The organism is Streptomyces sp. 3MP-14, assembly GCF_006334905.2.
GTDB classification, from domain to species: domain Bacteria; phylum Actinomycetota; class Actinomycetes; order Streptomycetales; family Streptomycetaceae; genus Streptomyces; species Streptomyces triticirhizae.
In genome coordinates this window covers 1-19,230 of record NZ_VDLZ02000015.1, presented here as the reverse complement: position 1 = coordinate 19,230, position 19,230 = coordinate 1, and the positions used below count along the sequence as shown (strand labels likewise).

General features: G+C 75.9%; 12 protein-coding genes and 1 pseudogene. 12 read left to right on the top strand and 1 reads right to left on the bottom strand.

Translation table 11 applies throughout. The features are described 5' to 3' along the window. Nucleotides 1-222: 222 nt before the first annotated feature. The 10 genes and pseudogenes from FH609_RS23170 to FH609_RS23125 form a co-directional block, all read left to right on the top strand. Nucleotides 223-2,229: pseudogene (locus tag FH609_RS23170) on the top strand (BTAD domain-containing putative transcriptional regulator); the annotation flags it as partial. 122 nt (nucleotides 2,230-2,351) lie between these two features. Further along, a complete protein-coding gene (locus FH609_RS23165) occupies nucleotides 2,352-4,538 on the top strand; it encodes a TOMM precursor leader peptide-binding protein (protein ID WP_139667665.1) in 2,187 nt (728 codons plus the stop codon). Nucleotides 4,539-4,608: 70 nt separating this feature from the next. Then, the gene (locus FH609_RS23160) at nucleotides 4,609-6,519 is read left to right on the top strand and encodes a TOMM precursor leader peptide-binding protein (protein ID WP_139667664.1); all 1,911 of its coding nucleotides are present in this window, start codon (nucleotides 4,609-4,611) and stop codon (nucleotides 6,517-6,519) included. 78 nt (nucleotides 6,520-6,597) lie between these two features. Continuing rightward, the gene (locus tag FH609_RS23155) at nucleotides 6,598-8,187 is read left to right on the top strand and encodes a nitroreductase family protein (RefSeq protein ID WP_139667396.1); all 1,590 of its coding nucleotides are present in this window, start codon (nucleotides 6,598-6,600) and stop codon (nucleotides 8,185-8,187) included. Nucleotides 8,188-8,197: 10 nt separating this feature from the next. Then, nucleotides 8,198-10,966 (top strand): lantibiotic dehydratase, encoded by a 2,769-nt coding sequence (locus tag FH609_RS23150; protein WP_139667395.1) that lies wholly within the window; start codon nucleotides 8,198-8,200, stop codon nucleotides 10,964-10,966. After that, nucleotides 10,963-12,048, top strand: coding sequence for a lantibiotic dehydratase C-terminal domain-containing protein (locus FH609_RS23145; RefSeq protein ID WP_226961894.1), 1,086 nt, complete (start codon nucleotides 10,963-10,965; stop codon nucleotides 12,046-12,048). Before FH609_RS23150 ends, FH609_RS23145 begins: the two co-directional genes overlap by 4 nt. Then, entirely contained in the window at nucleotides 12,045-13,154 is a 1,110-nt protein-coding gene (locus FH609_RS23140; RefSeq protein ID WP_139667394.1) for a M50 family metallopeptidase, read from the top strand. The genes FH609_RS23145 and FH609_RS23140 overlap by 4 nt, the downstream gene beginning before the upstream one ends. 77 nt (nucleotides 13,155-13,231) lie before the next feature. After that, nucleotides 13,232-14,146, top strand: a complete 915-nt coding sequence (locus FH609_RS23135) for an ABC transporter ATP-binding protein (RefSeq protein WP_139667393.1) — start codon at nucleotides 13,232-13,234, stop codon at nucleotides 14,144-14,146. Between the two features lie 3 nt (nucleotides 14,147-14,149). Beyond that, a complete protein-coding gene (locus FH609_RS23130) occupies nucleotides 14,150-14,938 on the top strand; it encodes an ABC transporter permease (RefSeq protein ID WP_139667392.1) in 789 nt (262 codons plus the stop codon). Between the two features lie 50 nt (nucleotides 14,939-14,988). Further along, nucleotides 14,989-16,854 carry a TOMM precursor leader peptide-binding protein gene (locus FH609_RS23125; RefSeq protein ID WP_139667662.1) on the top strand — a complete coding sequence of 622 codons (1,866 nt, stop codon included), beginning with the start codon at nucleotides 14,989-14,991 and terminating at the stop codon, nucleotides 16,852-16,854. 108 nt (nucleotides 16,855-16,962) lie between these two features. Here FH609_RS23125 and FH609_RS23120 read toward each other — a convergent pair whose 3' ends face one another. Further along, nucleotides 16,963-17,139, bottom strand: a complete 177-nt coding sequence (locus FH609_RS23120) for a thiazolylpeptide-type bacteriocin (RefSeq protein ID WP_139667391.1) — start codon at nucleotides 17,137-17,139, stop codon at nucleotides 16,963-16,965. Between the two features lie 212 nt (nucleotides 17,140-17,351). Here FH609_RS23120 and FH609_RS23115 point away from each other — a divergent pair, with 212 nt between their 5' ends. Together FH609_RS23115 and FH609_RS23110 are read left to right on the top strand one after the other, a co-directional pair. Continuing rightward, nucleotides 17,352-18,689, top strand: coding sequence for an amidohydrolase (locus tag FH609_RS23115; RefSeq protein ID WP_139667390.1), 1,338 nt, complete (start codon nucleotides 17,352-17,354; stop codon nucleotides 18,687-18,689). After that, on the top strand, nucleotides 18,686-18,943 hold the full coding sequence (locus FH609_RS23110) for a hypothetical protein (RefSeq protein ID WP_139667389.1): 258 nt from the start codon (nucleotides 18,686-18,688) through the stop codon (nucleotides 18,941-18,943). The genes FH609_RS23115 and FH609_RS23110 overlap by 4 nt, the downstream gene beginning before the upstream one ends. Nucleotides 18,944-19,230 lie beyond the last annotated feature (287 nt).

Genomic DNA, 19,230 nt, shown 5'->3' with positions numbered 1-19,230 from the left:
GGCCCGATCTGGCCGGAAGCTGCGGCCCTCGGCTGCAACATCCTGACGCGTGAGCCCCTGCTCGGGGCGGGTCGATGCGGGTAGCGTCGGGCTCCCTCGTCCTCCCCCACCCCGTCAGGACCAGGTGGCCCGCATGACGACCCGCATCACGCCCCCACCGCCGTCCGCCCCCGCACCCCGGGGCCGCCCCGCACCCGACACCCGGATGTTCCGGGGCCGCGCATGAGCGGCGTCCGCTTCCAGTTGCTCGGCCCGTTGAGCATCACCGACGGCGGCGAGACGGTGGTGCTCCACCCCTCCAAACCGGCCAACCTGCTGGCCGCGCTGCTGCTCAACGCCAACGCCATCGTCTCGGTCGAGTACCTCCAGCGGATGGTGTGGGGCGACGAGCAACCGGCCACCGCCCGGGCCGCGTTGCAGACCTGCGTGCTGCGGCTGCGCCGCCTGTTCGTCAAACACGAGGTGGTGGACGCCTCCATCGAGGCGGTGCCCGGCGGCTACCGGATCACCGCCGACGCCCGCTCGTTGGACCTGATGGACTTCCGCGACCGGCTGCGCGAGGCGGCCGGGCGGGCGCCGGGGGCCGCGTTGACCCCGCTCCAGGGCGCGTTGGGGCTGTGGCAGACCGGCGTGCTGGCCAATGTGCGCTCCGACGTGCTGCACCGGGACGAGGTGCCGCGCCTGCTGGAGGAACGGCTGCGCGCCGTGGAACTGCTCTGCGACCTGCGGCTTGAGCTGGGCCAGTGCGGGCCGGCGCTGGAGGAGCTGTGGGGCGCGACCCGGGCGCACCCCGACCACGGCCGGTTCCGCGAGCAGCTGATCGAGGCGCTCTACCGCTCCGGGCGGCAGGCGGAGGCGCTGGCCGAGTACCGGCGGTTCAAGGCATATCTGGCGGAGGGGCTGGGCGTCGGCCCCTCGGCCGCGCTGCGCCAGCTGGAGCTGTCGATCCTGCGCGGCGAGGACCTGGGCCCGGCGAGCGAGTCGGCGCCGCCGCTCACGCCGGCGCCGGCGGAGCAGCGGGCCGGGGCCGGGGCCGGGGCGCGGCCGACGCTGCCGGCGGTCCCGTGGTTCACGGGCCGGGCCGACGCGGTCGCGGCGCTGCTGCGGCGGCTGACGGCGGGGCCCGAGGCGACGGGCGCGCCGGTCGCCGAACTGGTCTGCGGCGGGCCGGGCATCGGGAAGACCGCGCTGGCGCGGCAGGTGGCGCACCTGGCCCGGGACCACTTCCCCGGCGGGCAGGTGCTGGTGCGGATGGCGCGCGCGGACGGCACGCCCCGGGGCGCGGCCGAGGTGACGGACGAACTCGCCGAGCGGCTGGGCGCGTTGACCCCGGCCGGTCCGGGCGAACGGGCCTTGCTGCTGTTGGACGACGCCGTTGACCCGGCGGGCGTCCGGGACGTGCTCTCGGCGGTCACGGGTCACGCGACGGTGATTACCAGCCGGCTGGGCCTTGCCGGTCTTGTCGCCACCCACGGGGTGCGGGTGCACCGCCTCGGGGCGCTGTCGGCGGAGGAGGCGACGGGGCTGCTGGCCGCCGTGCTGGGCGCGGAGCGGGTGGCGGCGGAGCCGGGCGCGGCCGAGGAGGTGGCCGAGGTCTGCGGCCACCATCCGTTGGCGCTGGTGATCGCCGCCGCCCGGCTGGAGACCCGGCCCGGTCTCGGCCTGGGCGACTGCGCGCGCTGGCTGGCCGAGGAGCCGCTGGCGCGGCTGTCCCTGGCGGGCGACCCCCGGATGTCGGTGGTGGCGCTGCTGGACGCGGCCGTTGACCGGCTGACGCCCGAACTGGCCGCCGCCTACGCCGCGTTGGGGACGCTGGACGCCCCGGGCTGGGAGCCGGCCGACTGCGCCGTGGTGCTGGAGCGGTCGCCGGCCGAGTGCGAGGCAGTGCTGGAACGGCTCGCCGACGCCGGCCTGGTGGAGGACGGCCCGCCGGGCCCCTACCGCCCGCATCCGCTGCTGCGACTCCACGCGCGTCACATCGCGCCGCGTGACGGCGGGCCAGGCCCGGTCGGGGCGGGTCGGTCGGGCGGGGCGGGTCGGTCGGGCCCGTCGGGCCGGTCGGACCGGCCGCGTCAGCCGGATCAACGGGACCAGCCGGGTCGGGCGGACCCACCGCCTCAGCCGGACCAACGGAACCAGCCGGGTCAGCCGGACCCACCGCCTCAGCCGGACCAGCCGACCCACGTCGGCGAGCCGGTCCGGGCCAGTCACGCAAGCGAACCGCGTCGGTCCACCGAACCGAGCCGGCCCACCGAACCGAGCCAGCCGGCCGTGCCGAGTCGGCCGTCCGAGCAAAGCCAGCCGCTGCGACCGAGCCAGCCAAGCCAGCCGAGACAGAGGGTGTGAGAGGGATGCCACGAGCGTTCGAGGGCCTCGCCGAGATGCGGCCTCGGCTGCGCAGGGACGTGCTGTTCACCCAGACCCCGGGAGGTGTGCTCTTCCACAACGCGGACGGCGGCTTCCATCTGACGGGGCGCACGGCCTACCGCTTCGCGTCGCTGATCGTGCCGCACCTGGACGGCAGCCGGCCGCTGGTCGAGATCTGCGCCGGCCTTGGCGAAACCCAGCGGGCCATGGTGGCCGAGCTGGTCGGCTCGCTGGTGGAACGGGACTTCGCCCGGGACGCCGCGCCCTCCGTCGAGCCGGGGCCGCCGGCCGGGGTCGCCGAGCGGTTCGCCGCCCAGATCGCCTATGTGGACCACTACACGGACGAGGCCGCCGCCCGGTTCGCCCGCTTCCGGGACACCAGGGTCGCGGTGCTCGGCAGCGGCGAGACCGCCCGCTGGGCGGTGCTCGGCCTGGTCCGCAACGGGCTGGCCGAGGTCGCAGCCGAGGAGCGGTCGGCGGAGGCACTGGCCGAGGCGGCCGACCTGACGGCGGCCGGCTGCCCGGCAACGGTCACCCAACTCCCCGCCGAGACAAAGAATCTGTCGGGCCATCAGGTGCTTCTGGTCACCGGGGCCGACGCGGTGGCCCGAAGCCAGGCGATCCTCGACGCGGGGCTCGCCGAGGACCAACTCCTCGTTCCGGCCTGGACGTTCGGGGAACGGGTGGTGGTCGGGCCCCGTTCCGGCGGGCTGACCGCCGGCTGCCTGGGCTGCGCGCTGCTGCGGCTGGGCGCGTCCACCGACCCGGCGCTCGCCGCCGGGCTGCTCGCCGAGCTGGCCGGCGTGGCCGTCCCCGCGCCGGCCCCGCCGGGCGGTCCGTTGACCGGCCCCGTCGCGGCGATGGTGGGGAACCTGCTGGCCTACGAGGTGTTCCGCTCGGTCACCGGCGCCCTGCCGCCCGAGACCGAGGGCCAGGTGCTGATCCAGGAGCTGGACTCGCTCGACGTGGTGGCGGAGCCGCTGCGGCCCCATCCGCGCTGCCGGCGCTGCGCCGAACGGGCCACCGACGAGGGGGAGTTGCGTGAGTTGCCGGCCGCGCTGTCCGTCGCGCCGACCGTGACGGTGGAAACGGCCAGGGACGCCGAGGAGTTGGTGGCGCGGCTCAACCGGCTGGGCGATGCGCTGGTCCGCCCGCACGTCGGGGTGTTCGCCCGGTACCGGGACGAGGAGCTGACCCAGACGCCGTTGAAGGTGTCCCGGGTGGAGGTGCCGCTGGGCGCGGCCGGCACCCGGCTGGTGGCCGCGTTCGACGTGCACCACCTGGCCGGCGCCAGGCAACGCGCGCTGCGCGCCGCCTCCGTCCTCTACGAGGAGCATCTGGTGCCGGTCGCCGCGCTCGGCGAACTCCCGCCGGGCGTCGCGCGGTTGGCGCCCGGGCGGCTGGTCGCGGACGGCGGCACGGGCGCGGGCCTCGCGGACGTCGACTCCTGGTCGCTGGTGACCTCGCTGCTCACCAAGGACGAACTGGCCGTTCCCACCGCCGCGTTGCGGCCGCTCGGCCCGCCCAACCGGGACCGGCTGGTGCTGCCGGGCGGCTGGGGAACGGGCGCCGGCGAGAGCCCGGGCGAGGCGGCCGGGCACGCGCTGCTGTCGGCGCTGGCACACGAGGCGCTGCTGCGGGCCGTGGCCGGCGCGGCGCCGGTGCGGGCGCTGGCGACCGGCGATGACCCGGAGTGGGTCTTCCTGGCCCGCTCGGCCGAGACGCTGGAGGTCGCGGTGGAGCTGCTGGACCTGGGCGAGGCGGAACGGTCCGGGGCGCGGGTGGCGCTGGCCAGGGAGGGTTCGGGCCGCTGGGCGGTCGGTGCGGCGCTGAGCCGCGCGGGCGCGGCGGTGGCCGCGCTGCGCGACCTGCTGGGCCAGGTCCAGCTCTCCGCCGAGACCGGCGGGGCGCCGGACGTCGGCGACCCGCTGGTGCCCGAACTCGCGCCGGGTGCGGTGGCGTTGGCCGAGGGCACGGTCGCAGGAGGAGCGGTCGCGGAGGACGACGGGGAGCCGGCGACGTTCCCCGGCGTGTTGGAGCGGCTGCGGGCGGCGGGCCGGGACGCGCTGTGGTGCGACAGCACGCCGGCCGACCTGCGGGCGGCCGGGCTGCACACCGCCCGGGTGCTGCTGACCGGGGAGAACCGGGAGGGCAACGGTGACGCTCGCTGAGCCGGAGGCGCCCGCCGCCGCCGAGTCCGAGGCGCCGGCCGCCGGGCCCTGGGGCGCGGCCTGCCGCGCGCTGGCCGAGGAGTTGGCCACCCGGCTGGCGGCGCTGCTGCCCGAGCCGCCGCCGCTTGACGTGGCCCCGCTGGGCCTGCGGGACGCCTTCGCCGCGCCGGCGCGCACCCCGGCGGAGACGCCGGCGGGCACGCCCCCGGACGCGCCGGCGCCCGGCGCGCTGCCGGTGCGGCTCTACGGCCGGCACGCCGTGCTCGGCCCGCTGCCGCCGGGCCCCGGGGCGCGCGGCTGCGCCCGCTGCCTGGAGCGGCGTTGGCAGGCCGCCAGGTCCCGACAGCTGCGGGAGGCCGTCGAGTTGGGCGCGGGCACGGCGGCCGTGGGCCGGCCGCCGCAGCTGACGCCGTTCGCCGCCGCCGCGCTGGCCGGGCTGCTGGCCGCCCGGGTGCGCGCCCCCGGGCGCCCCCGCGACATCCACCAGGTGGACCTCGCCGACCTGACCGTGCGCCGCTACCCGCTGGTGCCCGACCCGGAGTGCCCGGTCTGCGGCCCCGGCGAGCGGGACTCGGCCGAGGCGGCCACGCTGGAGCTGACGCCCTCGCCGACGTACCGTCAAGGAGCGGACAGGACAAGGCCGTTGGACGAGTACGACCTGGCGACGGACGCCTTCGCCAACCCGGTCTGTGGCGCGCTGGGCCCGACCGTGGTGCTGGACGTCTCCTCCACCTCGACCTCGGCGACCATCGGCTGCTTCTCGCTGCGCTCCGGCGACTACCTGCGGGAGACGTTCTGGGGCGGGCACGCCGACACCTTCCGGGACAGCCTGCGGATCGGGGTGCTGGAGGGCCTGGAGCGCTACGCCGGGATGCGGCCCAGGGCCAGGGCGACCACCGTCCGCGCCAGCCTGGACGCGCTGACCGCCGAGGGCCGCCCCGCGCTGGACCCGCGCCGCTGCGGGCTCTACCCGCCGGAGTTCCACCGGCGCACCGGGCTGGCCCCGTTCACGCCCGGCCGGGAGATCTCCTGGGTGTGGGGCTACTCGCTGACCGCGCGCCGCCCGCTGCTGGTGCCCGAAGTGCTCACCTACTACCACACGCCGGGCCTCAACGAGCGTTTCGTGCAGGAGAGTTCGAACGGCTGCGCGTCCGGCGGCTCGGCGGCGGAGGCGGTCTACTACGGGCTGATGGAGGTCGTGGAACGGGACGCGTTCCTGCTGGCCTGGTACGGGCGGCAGCCGCTGCCCGAGCTGGACCCCGCCTCCTCCGGCCGGGCCGCGACCCGGCAGATGGTGGCGCGGCTGGCGATGTACGGCTATCGGGCGCGGTTCTTCGACACGGCCCTGACCTTCCCGATCCCGGTGGTGACCGGGGTGGCCGAGCGGCTGGACGGCGGGCCCGGCCGGATGTGCTTCGGCGCGGGCGCGGGGCTCGACCCGGAGGCCGCGCTGGCCTCGGCGCTGGACGAGATCGCCACCGACGCGGTCAACCTGGCCGGCCGCACCGAGCGCGAGGAGCCCCGACTCCGGGCGATGGCCGCCGACTTCGACCGGGTGGCGGCGCTCCACGACCACCCGCTGGTGTACGGGCTGCCCGAGATGGCCCGGCACGCCGCGTTCCTGCTGGAACAACCGGGCGCGGGGAGCGGGCCGTTGGCGAGCCTTGGGCAACGGTTCGGCGGCGGGCGGACGTTGGCCGCCTCGGACGACCTGGCGGTGGATGTGGCCGGCTGCGTGGCGGCGATCGACGAGGCCGGCTTCGAGGTGGTCGTGGTGAACCAGACCCTGCCGGAGCAGCGGGAGTTGGGCCTGTGGACGGTCAGCGTGATCGTGCCGGGGCTGCTGCCCATCGACTTCGGCTGGTCGCGGCAGCGGGCGCCCCGGATGCCCCGGCTGCGCACCGGGCTGCGCGAGGCCGGCTGGCGCGACCACGACCTGACCGACGAGGAGATCAACCCCGCACCGCACCCGTTCCCCTGACCCGACGGCCGAGCCACTCGACTGACGGGCCGTCACCGAGACGCCGGCGACCTGACCCTCCCGGATAAGGAGCAGACCATGGGATACGCCCACGGATACGCGACCGCGATCATGCATCGCGGCCGGGTGCCGATGGAGCCGGTGGACTACGTACCCAACTGGGCGGACGGTCCCCGCAAGACCAAGCACTACCCGGGAACGGACCGGCTGCCGCTGCCCGACGGGCCGCCCCTCCCGGCCGGGGCGAGCGTGGAACGCGGCCTGCTGGAGCCGGCGCCCGCCGACGGGCCGCCGTTCGAACTCGGCCTGCTGGGCGGCCTGTTGCGGGACTCCTACGGGCTGGTCGGCCGGCGGCTCGGCGTGCAGGCCAACACGGACCTCAACGCGCTGCCGTTCTACCCGCTGGCCAACTGGTCGCGCGGCACCGCGTCCGGCGGCGGGCTCTACCCGGTGTCGATCTACTGGGTCTCCGGCGCATCGGGTCCGGTGCCGCCGGGCGTGCACCACTACTCGGCGCGCCACCACGCCATGCGGCGGCTGCTGACCGGCGATGTCACCGGGGTGGTGCGCGAGGCGCTGGGCGAGGGCGCGCCGGGCCCGGAGACCGACCAGTTCCTGGTGTTGGGCGTCAAGTACTGGCAGAACGCGTTCAAGTACAACAGCTTCTCGTTCCACGCGGTGAGCATGGACGTGGGCGCGCTGCTGGGCACCTGGCGGATGTGGGCGGCGGCGCACGGCACCGCGCTGGAGCCGGCGCTGTGGTTCGACGAGGAGCGGCTGGCGCGGCTGCTGGGCGTGGCGGGCGTCGAGGAGGGCGTCTTCGCCGTGGTGCCACTGCCGTGGGCCGGCGGAGCCGCGCCGGGTCGGGCGACGCCGCCGGAGGTGGCGGTGGCGCGGCGGGACCAGGAGCGCTCCCGGACGGTGCTGCGCTTCGAGGCGCTGACCGCGATGCAGGAGGCGACGGCGGCCGGCGACCGGGACCGGCCCGCGCGCGGGGCGCTCGCGCCGGCGGCCGCGCCCGCGCCGGAGCGCGCCGAGACCGCGCTACCCGAACGGGCGCCGCTGACGCGGGGCGTGCGGTCGGCGCTGCGCGCCCGGCGCTCCAGCTTCGGCCGGTTCTCCGCCGAACGCCCCCTGGACGGCGGCGACCTGGCGGCCTGCCTGCACGCGGCGCTGGCCGGCTCGCGGCTGGGCGGGGACGCGGCGGCGGCCGGCGCGGACGGGCTGGTCACGCTCTACGCCCTGGTCAACCACGTCACCGGGGTGGCGCCCGGCTCCTACGCCTACCAGCCGGGCGAGCCAGGCCGGCTGCGGCTGATCTCCGCCGAGCCGCCGGGCGCGTTCCTCCAGGAGCACTACTTCCTGGCCAACTACAACCTGGAGGCGGCCGGCGCCGTACTGGTGCCGACCGTCCGCACCCACAGCGTGCTGGACGCGGTCGGCGACCGGGGCTACCGGCTGGTGAACGCGCTGATCGGCGGCGTCGCCCAGGCCACCTACACGGCGGCGGCCGCGCGGGACGTGGGCTGCGGGGTGGCGCTCGGCTTCGACAACATCGCCTACCGGGAGCGGCTGGAGCTGCTGGAGACCGACGAGGCGCCGCTGTTGATCATGATGCTGGGCCACGAACGGCCCCGACCGGCCGACTTCCGCTTCGAGATCGTCTGAGGGGGCGGAGATGACCACACAGCTGGCGCCCGGCGCTCGGCGGGCGGGCACCCCCGTCCTGGGGCCGCGCTTCCTGGCGCGGATCGCCGGGCTGCCGGTGGGCACCGTGGCGGCGCTCCGTTCCCCCGCCACCCGGGCGTGGGCCGAGGAGGTGCTGGCCGCCGAGGAGCGGCTGGCGGCCGGCGCGGGCCCGTTGGGCGATCTGCTGCACGGGCTGGTCGCGGGGCGCGAGGACGAACGGGTCCGGCGGGAGCTGCTGCGGCTGCGGCGGGCGGTGTTCAACGGGCGGGCGCCGGCCGACCCGGAGGGAGCGCTGGCCCTGGTCGCCGGTCTGGCCCCCGAGGCGGCCGAGCCGCTGCGCGCCTGGATGACGCTACGTCAACGAGTCACAGAGGTCAGGGAGTCGGGCGAGGCCCTGCTGGCCGACGAACTGGCCCGCACCCGGGCTGAGTTGCGCGCACTCGCCGGCGACGAGCGGCTTCGGAACGGGGTGTTGCTGGCCTCCCCGGTGCTGGACGCCCAGCTGGACGGCTTCGCCGCCTCCGACCCGGCCGGCGGCGACAAGCGGACCCGGAAGGTCGAACGCTCCCTGCTCGCCTACCTCTACCGGACGGCGTGCAAGACCAGCCCGTTCTCCACGTTCACCTCGGTGGCGCTGGGCCGGCTGGTCGAGACAGGGCCGGGTCCCGAGGCGCTGCGGACCGGCGACGGGCGGCGCGGCCACCCCCGGCTGAACGTGCTGGCCGTGGGCCGGATCGTGGACGCGGTGCTGGCCGACCCGGCCCGCCGGGCCGATCTGCCGGTGGCGCCCGCGCCCGGCTGGGGCCTGGACGAGGACCGGGTGCGCTATGTGCGGCGCTGGGTGACGGCCGGCGACGACGACATGGCCGTCACCTTCGACACCGTGAAGGACCGGCTGTTCTTCCTGCGCCGCAGCGGGGTGCTGGAGCGGATGCTCGGCCTCTTCGAACGCCAACCGACGCTTCGTTACGGCGAGTTGGCCGACTGGCTGGCCGTCGACCTGGGCGCGGACCCTGGGTCGGTGGATCGCTATCTGGCGGCGCTGGTGGACGTCGGGATGCTGCGGGCCCCCTCGCTGGACCTGCGGGCCCACGACACCGACCCGCTGCGGGCCTTCCAGGGCGCGCTGCGGGAGCTGGGCCGCCCGTGGGCGGAGCGGGTCGCCGAGGCCCTGGAGGGGCCGGCCGCGCTGCTGGCCCGCCACCCGGCGGCCGCGCCCGCCGAGCGGCGCGCCCTGCTGGCCGACGTCCGCCGCCAACTCGGCGCGCTCCAGGAACAGTTGGGCGTGACCGAGCCGCGCGTGCCGCGCACCGTGGTGTACGAGGACACCACCGCGCCCGAGGTGACCGCCGACCAGGCCGCGTTCGAGGAGGCGCTGGCCGGGCCGCTGCGCGCCGTGGAGGCGGTGCTGCCGGCCTTCGACCTCACGCTGCCGCAACGGCTGACGCTGCGCGGCTTCTTCCTCGCCCGGTATGGCAGGGGCGGGCGCTGCGACGACCTGCTGAAGCTGATCCACGACTTCCACGAGGACTTCTTCGACCAGTACCTATCGTTCACCTCGCGCCGCACGCCGTTCGACGCCCGGGGCGCGTATGTGCCCGAGGAGAACTGGCTGGGGCTGCCGCAGCTGCGGGCGCTGGACGCGGCGCGGCGGGCGTTTCTGGGCGGGATGCGGGAGCGCTGGTCGGCCCATGAGGCGGCCCACGGGGCGGCCCACCGGGCGACCGGGGCGGCCGAGGGCGGCGAACTCGTGCTGGACGACGGGCTGTTCGCGGCGGTGCGGGCCGAGCTGGCGGCGCTGCCGGCGGAGACCGCGCTGCACAGCCACCATGTGCAGCTGGCCGGCGAGGAGCCGCTGGTGGTGCTCAACCGCTCCTACGGCGGGCTGCACTTCCCGTTCAGCCGGTTCACCCACTGCTTCGACGGCGACGGCGACGGTGCGGGGGACGGCGACGGCGCCCTGTCGGCCGAGCTGCGCGCGCGGGCGCGCGAACTCCAGCCGCCGGGCGCGGTGTTCGCCGAGGTGACCGGAGGACCGGTCACCAGCAACCTCAACCTCCACGGCCGGCTGACCGACTATGAGATCGTCTGCCCCGGCGAGACCAGCTCCGTTGAGCCGGCGCGCCAACTCGCCCTGGAGGAACTGACGTTGGAGCACGACGTGGCCGGCGACCGGCTGGTGCTGCGGTCGGAACGGCTGGGCCGCGAGGTGGTGCCGGTCTATCTGGGCTATCTGGTGCCGCTGGCGCTGCCCGAGATCCCCCGCACCCTGCTGCTGCTGTCGCCGACGTCGATGTCCCCGGTGGACGTGTGGGCCGGCGTGCCCGAGGGCGAGCCGCACGAGGGCGTCACCCACCGGCCCCGGGTGCGGCACGGCCGGCTGGTGCTGGCCCGCCGCGCCTGGCGCGCCCCGGCCGGGGCGCTGCCGCCGCGCGCCGCCGGCAGCGGGGACGCGGCCTGGCTGCTGGCCTGGCACCGCTGGCGCCGCGCCCACGGCCTGCCGCCGCGCGTCTACGCCACGGTGCGCGCCGCGTCGGCGCGGGGCGCCACCGGCGCCAAGCCGCAGTATGTGGACTTCGACAGCCCGCTGTCGCTGCTGGCCTTCGAGGGGCTGCTGCGCGGGGACGGCGCGCTGGTCACGTTCCGCGAGGCGCTGCCCGACGCGGAGGGGCCGCTGTTGAGGACCGAACGAGGCGGCCACGTCGTGGAGTTGGCCGTGGAGACAAACCCCGCCGCGCGCCAGGAGGAGACCCCGTGACCGGACCGCACGCGCACGACCCGAGGCAGCCCCCCGGCGCCTGGCAGGCGCTCCACGTCTACTACGCGGCCAACCCCGTCCCGATGCTGCTGGGTTGTGTGCGGCCGCTGGTGCGGGAGCTGGAGCGGGACGGGCTGCTGCACGGCTGGTTCTTCCTCAACTACTGGCTGGAGGGCCCGCATGTCCGGCTGCGGCTGCGCCCGTCGTCCGCCGGCGCCGAGGCCGAGGTCAGGGAGCGCGCCGAACGGGCGGTGGACGCGTTCCTCGCCGAGCGGCCGGCGCTGTACCAGGTGGACTCCGGCTTCCTCAACGACTTCTACAACCAGCTCTTCGACATCGAGTTCACCGCCGACGAACGGGGCGACTACACCGACGCCGAGGGCCGGATGAACCTGCGCCCCAACAACTCCCGCGCCTGGCTGCCCTACGAGCCGGAGTACGGCAAGTACGGCGGGCCTGCCGGCGTCGCGCTGGCCGAGTGGCACTTCGCGCACTCCAGCGAGCTGGTCATCGACGCGCTGCGGGCCAAGAACCTCCATCTCCGGACCGTGCTGCTGGGCACCTCGGCCCAGCTGATGCTGGTGATGGCCACCGCGTTCCTCCCCGAGGACGAGCGGCTGGCCGAATTCCTGGACCGCTACTACGCGTTCTGGCACCGCGCCTTCCCCGACACCGGGTTCATCGGCAGCACCGAGTACGAGAGGCGGGCCGACGAGGTGGCGCCCGGGCTGCGCACCTGGCACGGCCGGGTCCGCGCGGCCGCCGCCGGCGGCGAGCCGCTGCCGGCGCTGCTGGCCCGCTGGGCCGAGCACTGCCGCCAACTCCGCGCCCGCGTGGTGGCGTTGGCGGAACGCGGCGAGCTGGTCTTCCGCTCCTGGGACGGCACCAGGGACGAGCCGGTGAGCGACCCGGACGAGGCCCTGGAGCGGCTGCTGTCGCCCTACCTGCACATGACCAACAACCGGCTGCACGTCACCATCCAGGACGAGGCGTATCTGTCGCATGTGCTGGGCCGCGCGCTGCGCGCGGGGACCGAGGCGGGAGCCGGGGCGCCGGCCGAGGCGGGCGGGCCGGGCCGGTGAGCGCGCGGGACGCCCTGGCCGGGCACCGGCCCAGACTGCGCGACGGGGTGCTGGTCAGCGAGCCGCTGCTGCGCGGGCCGCGCACCGTTCACCTGGTCAGGGACACCGCCACCGGGCAGTCCTTCGAGGTCGGGCCGCGCGAGCGGTTTCTGATGACCCGGATGGACGGCTCCCGCACGGTGGCCGATCTCGGCGACGCCTACGCGACGGCCTTCGGCCGGCGGCTGGGCGAGGCCCACTGGGGCCGGCTCCTCCAACTCCTCGGCACACGCGGCCTGTTGGACGGCGCGCCACACCCCGAGCCGGCCGGGGCCACGGCGGCGGCGCGCCCGGCCAACGGGCCGCTGGCCGGCAGCGTGCGGCTGGTCGCCGACGCCCACGCGACGGCCGGCCGACTGCACCGCGCCGCCGGCTTCCTGCTGGGCCGGCTCTGGGGAACGGCGCTGCTGGCGACGCTGGTCGTCATGCTGACGGTGCTCGCGCTGCACCCGGGCGAGCTGATCGACGGCGCGGCCGCCGTCTTCACCCAGCCCGTGCTGCTGATGGCGGTGGCCACCGCGCTGTGGCTGTCCACCGCGCTCCACGAGCTGGCGCACGGGGTGGCCGCCCGGCACCACGGCGGCCGGGTCGGCGAGATCGGGCTGCGCTGGCGCCTCCCGGTGGTCATCATGTACTGCACCGTCGAGGACTACCCGTATCTCGCGGGCCGCCGCCAGCGCATCGTGGTCGCCGGCGCCGGGGCGGTCGCCAACCTGCTGTTCCTGCTGCCGTTCTTCGTCTGGTGGCTGCTGGCGCCCGAGGGCCCAACCCGCGAGGGGCTGGCCGGGCTGCTGTTCCTCGGCGTCCTCCAGGCGGCGGCGATGCTGGTGCCGCTGCCGCCGCTGGACGGCTACACCATCGCGGGACAGGCCCTCGGCGCGCTGCGGCTGGCCGAGTCCAGCCGCGCCTACCTCGCCCTGGCGCTGCGCCGCTCCCCCGAGGCCGCCGCCTATCCGCGTCGGGCCCGCGCCGTCTATCTGGGCTATGCGCTGGGCACGCTGCTGACCGTGGCCGCCCTGGCGGTGGCGCTGGTGCTGCTGGTCCGCGCCGTCGTCCTCGCCGCCTAGCCCGCCCCAGCCGACGCCCCGTCATCTCGCTCCGCCCGCAGCTACGTTCGTCACATCGCCCCACGAAGGAGACCCTTGTGCCCGACAATCCCACCGGGGAGAGCCCGGCCGTCCGCCTGACGGCGGTGCGGAAGAGCTACGGCGATCTGCGGGCGGTGGACGAGGTGACGTTCACGGTCCAACGCGGCGAGTTCTTCGGCCTGTTGGGCCCCAACGGCGCCGGCAAGACTACCCTGGTCGAGATCATGGAGGGGCTGCGGCAGGCCGACGGCGGCACCGTCGAGGTGCTGGGCCGGGCGCCCTGGCCCCGGGACCCGGAGCTGCTGCCCCGCCTGGGGGTGCAGACCCAGAGTTCGGCGTTCTTCGTGCGGCTGACCGCCCACGAGCACCTGCGGACCGTCGCCGCCCTCTACGGGGCCGAACGCGACGCCGTGGCACGGACGTTGACGATGGTGGGGCTCGACGAGCAGGCCACCACGCGCGTCGAGGACCTCTCCGGCGGGCAGCGGCAGCGGCTGGCGATCGCCTCGGCGCTGGTGCACTCCCCCGAGTTGATCTTCCTCGACGAGCCGACCGCCGCGCTCGACCCGCAGGCCCGCCGCGCCCTGTGGCAGGTGCTGCGGGAGCTGAAGCGCGCCGGCCGCACCATCGTCTACACCACCCACCACCTCGACGAGGCCGAGGCGCTGTGCGACCGGGTCGCCATCGTCACCCGGGGCCGGATCACCGCGCTGGACACCCCGGGCCGGCTGGTGGCGCGCGGCGGCTCCTCGGTGTGGCTGCTGGTGCCGGCCGAGCGGCTGCGCGAGGAGGACGCCAGGGCACTGCCCGGCGTCAGCGAGGTCACCCGCGAGTCCGACGCCCTGGTGCTGCGCACCGAGGACGCCGGGCCGGTGCTGGCCGCCGTCGAGAAGGTCGCCGGGCTGGCCGGGGTACGGACCCGCACCGCGAGCCTGGAGGACGTCTACCTCCAACTCACCGGACAGGAGTGACCGTTGACCACCACCCAGGCCCCCCGCAGGGCTTCGACGCGTGCCCGCTCCGCCCTGACGGAGGCCGGCTATCTGGCCTACACCCGGGACAAGACCACCCTCTTCTTCACCTTCGCCTTCCCGCTGCTCTTCCTGGTCGTCTTCGGGCTGATCTTCAACGGCCAGGAGGTGGAGGAGTCCGGCCGGCCCTACATCTCCTACATCGCGCCCGGGGTGCTCTCCTGGGGCGTCGCCAACGCGGCGGTCTTCGGCGTCGGCTTCGTGCTGATGCAGTGGCGCAGGGACGACATCCTGCGGCTGATCCGGATGACGCCCACGCCGCTGAGCGCCGTGCTGGGCTCCCGCTACCTCCTGGCGCTGGGCATCGGCCTGGTGCAGGCGGTGATCTTCGTCGCCGTGGCGCTGCTGCCGCCGCTCGGCCTGACGGTGGAGGGGAGTTGGCCGCTGGCGGTGCCGGTGCTGGTGCTGGGCATCACCGCGTTCCTCGCGCTGGGCGCCATCGTGGGCTCGTTCACCCGCACCCCCGAGGCGGTGGCGGCCGTCGCCAACTGCCTGATGGTGCCGATGGCGTTCCTCTCCGGCTCGTTCTACCCGCTCGACGCGATGCCGTCCTGGATGCAGGCGCTGTCCTGGGCGCTGCCGCTGCGGCACCTCAACGACGGGGTCTCCGCCGCGCTGACCGACTCGGGCGGCGGCGGCGACATCCTCGTCGGCTGCGCCGGGCTGACCGCGTTCGCCCTGGTCTTCGGCGCGGTCGCGTTCCGCGTCTTCCGCTGGAGCGACCAGACGTGACCGCCGCCGGCGCATCACGACGCGCGGACGCGGCGGCGCCCCGCCCGTTCATGGGGGCGACGGCATGGCTGGCCGAGGCGCTGCGGCGGCGCTGGGCGGCGGACGGCGAACGGGGCGCCGCGCCCGTGGTGGTGCCGCTGGGTGCCGACGACGCCCTGGGTCCTGGCCGCGACCCGTGGGCCGCCGAGCGGGCGGGGGCCACCGCGCATCTCAGCGCCCGCGCGCTGCTGGTCGGCCCCTGGGGCGCGGCCCACGACCGCGCCGCGTGCGGCCGCTGCCTGGCGATGCGCTGGCAGCGGCTGCGCACCCGCTCCGAACGGGAGGCGCTGGAGGGCGAGTTCGCGCCGGCGGGCGGCGCCGGCTGGCCGGTGCTCACCGACCACGCGGTGGACGCCGCCTGGGCGGTCCACCGGGCCGTGGCCGGCCGGGCCTCGCCCGACGGGCTGCCCCGGGTCACCCGGATCGACCTGGGCACGCTGGCGCTGGCCACCTTCCCGCTGCTGCCCGAGCCGCTGTGCCCGTCCTGCGTCACGCCCGGCGACGACGCGCCCGAGCACGGCCGGCTGCGGCTGGACCCGACGCCCAAGCCGGCGCCCGACGCCTACCGCACCAGGCCGCTCGACGCCCTGGCGCTGCCGGAGGCGGCACTGGCCAACCCGGTCTGCGGGGTGCTCGGTTCGACGACGCACCTCAACCCGGCCTCGACGACCACCGCGCCCATCTCCGGCAGCGCCTTCGTGCGCGGCTACGCCGGGCTCAACGACGTGACGTTCAGCGGGCAGGCCGACGCCTACGCCACCAGCCGCACCCTCGCCTACCTGGAGGGCCTGGAGCGCTACGCCGGCACCCACGCCCGGCGCGGGCTGCGGCCGCTGACCGGCTCCCTGGAGGAGCTGGTCGCCGAGTGGGGCGAGGCAGCGGTGGTGGACCCGCGCCGCTGCGGGCTCTACGCGCCCGAGACCTACACGGACGATCCCGTGCTCGACCCGTTCGACCCGACCCGCCCCATCCCCTGGATCTGGGGCCACTCCGTCGCCGGCGACCGCCCGGTGCTGGTGCCGGCCAGGCTGGTCCACTACAGCGCGGGCCTGCCCTCCGACAACTTCGTCTTCGAGTGCTCCAACGGCTGTGCCACGGGCGGTAGTTCGACGGAGGCGGTGCTCTTCGGGCTGCTGGAGCTGGTGGAGCGGGACGCGTTCCTGCTGGCCTGGTACGGGCGCCGCCGGCTGGCCAGGATCGACCCGCGCTCCACCGAGGACGCGCGGGTGCGCGGAATGCTGGACCGGGCCGCGCTGCTCGGCTACCAGGTGCGGGCCTTCGACACCCGCAGCGACCTGGGCATTCCCGTGGTCACCGCGCTGGCCGTGCGCCGTGACGGCGGCCCTGGGCTGCTGTCCTTCGGCGCCGCCGCGAGCCTGGACCCGGCGGAGGCGCTGGCCGGCGCGTTGAGCGAGGTGCTCACCTACATCCCGCACCTGCCCTACCAGGTGAGCGAGCGGCGCGCCGAACTGGAGGCGATGGCCGTGGACTTCGACCTGGTGCGGCAGCTGAAGGACCACGCCCAGCTCTACGGGCTGCCCCGGATGGCCGAGCACGCCGAGGAGTTCCTCACCGAGGACCCGGCGCTGCCGCTGGCCGAGGTCTTCGCCGACTGGGCGCGGGTCCGGCCGGCGACGCTGGACCTGCGGGACGATCTGCGGCTGCTCACCGACGCGTTGGCGTTCCGTGGCCACGAGGCGGTGGCCGTCGACCAGACCACGCCCGAGCAACGCGCCCTCGGGCTGCGGACCGTCGCCACGCTGGCGCCGGGACTGCTGCCACTGGACTTCGGCTGGCGCCGCCAACGCGCCCTGCTGATGCCCCGGTTGCTGGGTTCCAGCGAACGGCTCCGCCTGGCGCCGCACCCGTTCCCCTGAACTCGACCGCCCGCATGGGGCGTTGAGCGTGCGGGGAAACGCCGCAGCCCTCGCGGGAGGTGGGTCGCCTCCCGGGAGGGCTGCCTCACACGCGCCTCTGACGTGAGGTCAGGCGCTGCACGAGGTGGTGCTGGTGGTGCTGGAGCAGGTCGAGGTGGACGAACACGAGGTCGAACCGGCCAGCACGACCTCGGCCTGGTCCGAGTAGTCGGAGATCTCGAAGGTCTCGGACTCCAGCTCCAGGATCTCGTCGGCCAGGGTGGAGAGCTGCGGCTTGTCGGACATGGGGACTCCTTCGGTGAGCGGGGCGGCCCCTCGGGCAGTGGCGGGCCGCCGGTTGCCCCCAGTGAACCGGGGGCCGCTGCCACCCCCGCCCGCCTTCCGCTGTCACCTCGCTGACACCCGATGACAGCGGGCTGAGCCCACGTTGGCCGACCGGTCCGGCAGCCTGGGCCGTCGGGCATCCTGGACCGTCGGTCAGGAGAGGAGCGTGGCGCATGGCCGTTCCCGGGGACGTTCTCCGTTCCGCCGTGGAGTGCTGTCTCGACCTCCACCTCAACCCGGAGCCCTCGGGCGCCGAGCGGCGCACCGCCGGCGTCCTGGCCGAACGACTGACCGCCGACGGCTATGCCGTCACCCGGGGCGTGGGCGGCCACGGCGTGGTCGGCCTACTGCGACGCGGCGATGGCCCAACGGTGCTGCTGCGCGCGGAACTTGACGCGCTCCGGGTCCGGGAGACCAGCGGCCTGCGCTACGCCAGCACCGTTCCCGGCGTGGCGCACGCCTGCGGCCACGACGTGCACCTCGCGGCGCTGGCCGGCGCCGCCCGGATGCTGGCGCGGGACACGGACGGCTGGCGGGGAACGGTGGCGATCGTCGGGCAGCCGGCGGAGGAGACCCTGGGCGGCGCGCTGGCCATGCTGCGCGACGGCCTCTTCGAGCTGACCGGTCGGCCCGACGTGGTGCTCGCCCAGCACACCGCGCCGCTGCCCGCCGGCACCCTCGCGCACGCCGACGGGCCGCTGCTGGCCGGCACGCTCGCTGTCGACGCGGTGCTGCACGGCACCGGCGGCCACGCCGGCGCGCCCCATCTGGCCGTGGACCCGGTGGTGTTGGCGGCGGCCGCCGTGCTGCGGCTCCAGACCCTGGTGGCCCGCGAGTGCGCCCCGGCCGAGCAGGCGGTGCTGACGGTCGGCCGGCTCGCCGCCGGCGTCGAGGCCAACGTGATCCCCGACCGGGCCGAACTCGGCATCAGCCTGCGGGCGTTCGACGGCGGCACCCTGGAGCGGCTGCTGGCCGGGGTGCGGCGGGTGCTGGCCGCCGAGGCGGAGGCGTCGGGTGCGCCCCGGGCGCCGGAGGTCGCCGTCCGGGCGCGCTCCCACCCGCTGCGGGCCGACCGCTCGCTGACGTCGGCGCTGCGCGCCGCGCACGCGGAGGCGTTCGGCGCCGGGCGGGTGCTGACCTGGCAGCCGGCCACGGCGGCCGAGGACTTCGGCTGGTTCGGTCCTGCGGGCGCCGAGGTGCACGGCGGCGCCGACATCCGGCTGGGCTACTGGATGCTGGGCACGGTCTCGGCCGCCGCCCGGCGCGAGGCGGCCGAGACCGGCCGCCCGATCCCCGGCAACCACGCGCCGGACTTCGCGCCGGACCTGCGCACCACCCTGCCCACCGGCATCGAGGCCCTGACCAGCGCGGCCCGCCTCGCGCTGCGCGGGGCGGGGGTGCCGGCGGCGGAACGGGGCGCCGCGCGGCCGGGGGCCGAACCAGTAGTGGAACGGCCGGCGGCGGCAGGGGACTTCGACCGGCCGGCGTCCGCACCGCAGGGCGTCCGTTGACCGCCCACCGCGCCGTGGAGGTCGCGGTGGTGCGCCACGCGCTGGATGCCCCGCCGGCGGAGACCACGGCCATCCGCCTGCTGTGGCTGCTCCGCGCGCACCTGCCGCACGGCCTGCGGGTGGAGTCCGAACGCATCCGACTGTGGCTGGCCGTGCCCGAGGACGCGCCCCCGCTGCTCGCCCACCGCGCGATGGGCGACGCCCTCACCCACCGGGGCTGCGCCGGCTGGTCCGTGGAACGCCGCGCGGTCTAGGGTCTTTCTGGTGGGTGGGTGCGGGTGGTGGTGGTTGGGTGCGGGGTTTGTCTGCGGGCCGGTGGCCGGTGCGGGGCAGCCCGACTGGTCGTTCTGTTGGTCGACGAGACGCGCCACGGGGGTGGAAGGCTCTGGCGCGGACCACGACGCCGGGCCTAGATGTATTGATCACGAGCGTTGTTGACACTGGTCACAGTGGTTGGGGCTTGAGCATGACGAAGACCTCCGATGTGGTGGAGCTGTCTAGGACTGCACCGCATGGAGGTCTTCGTGTCCCACCGTAATGC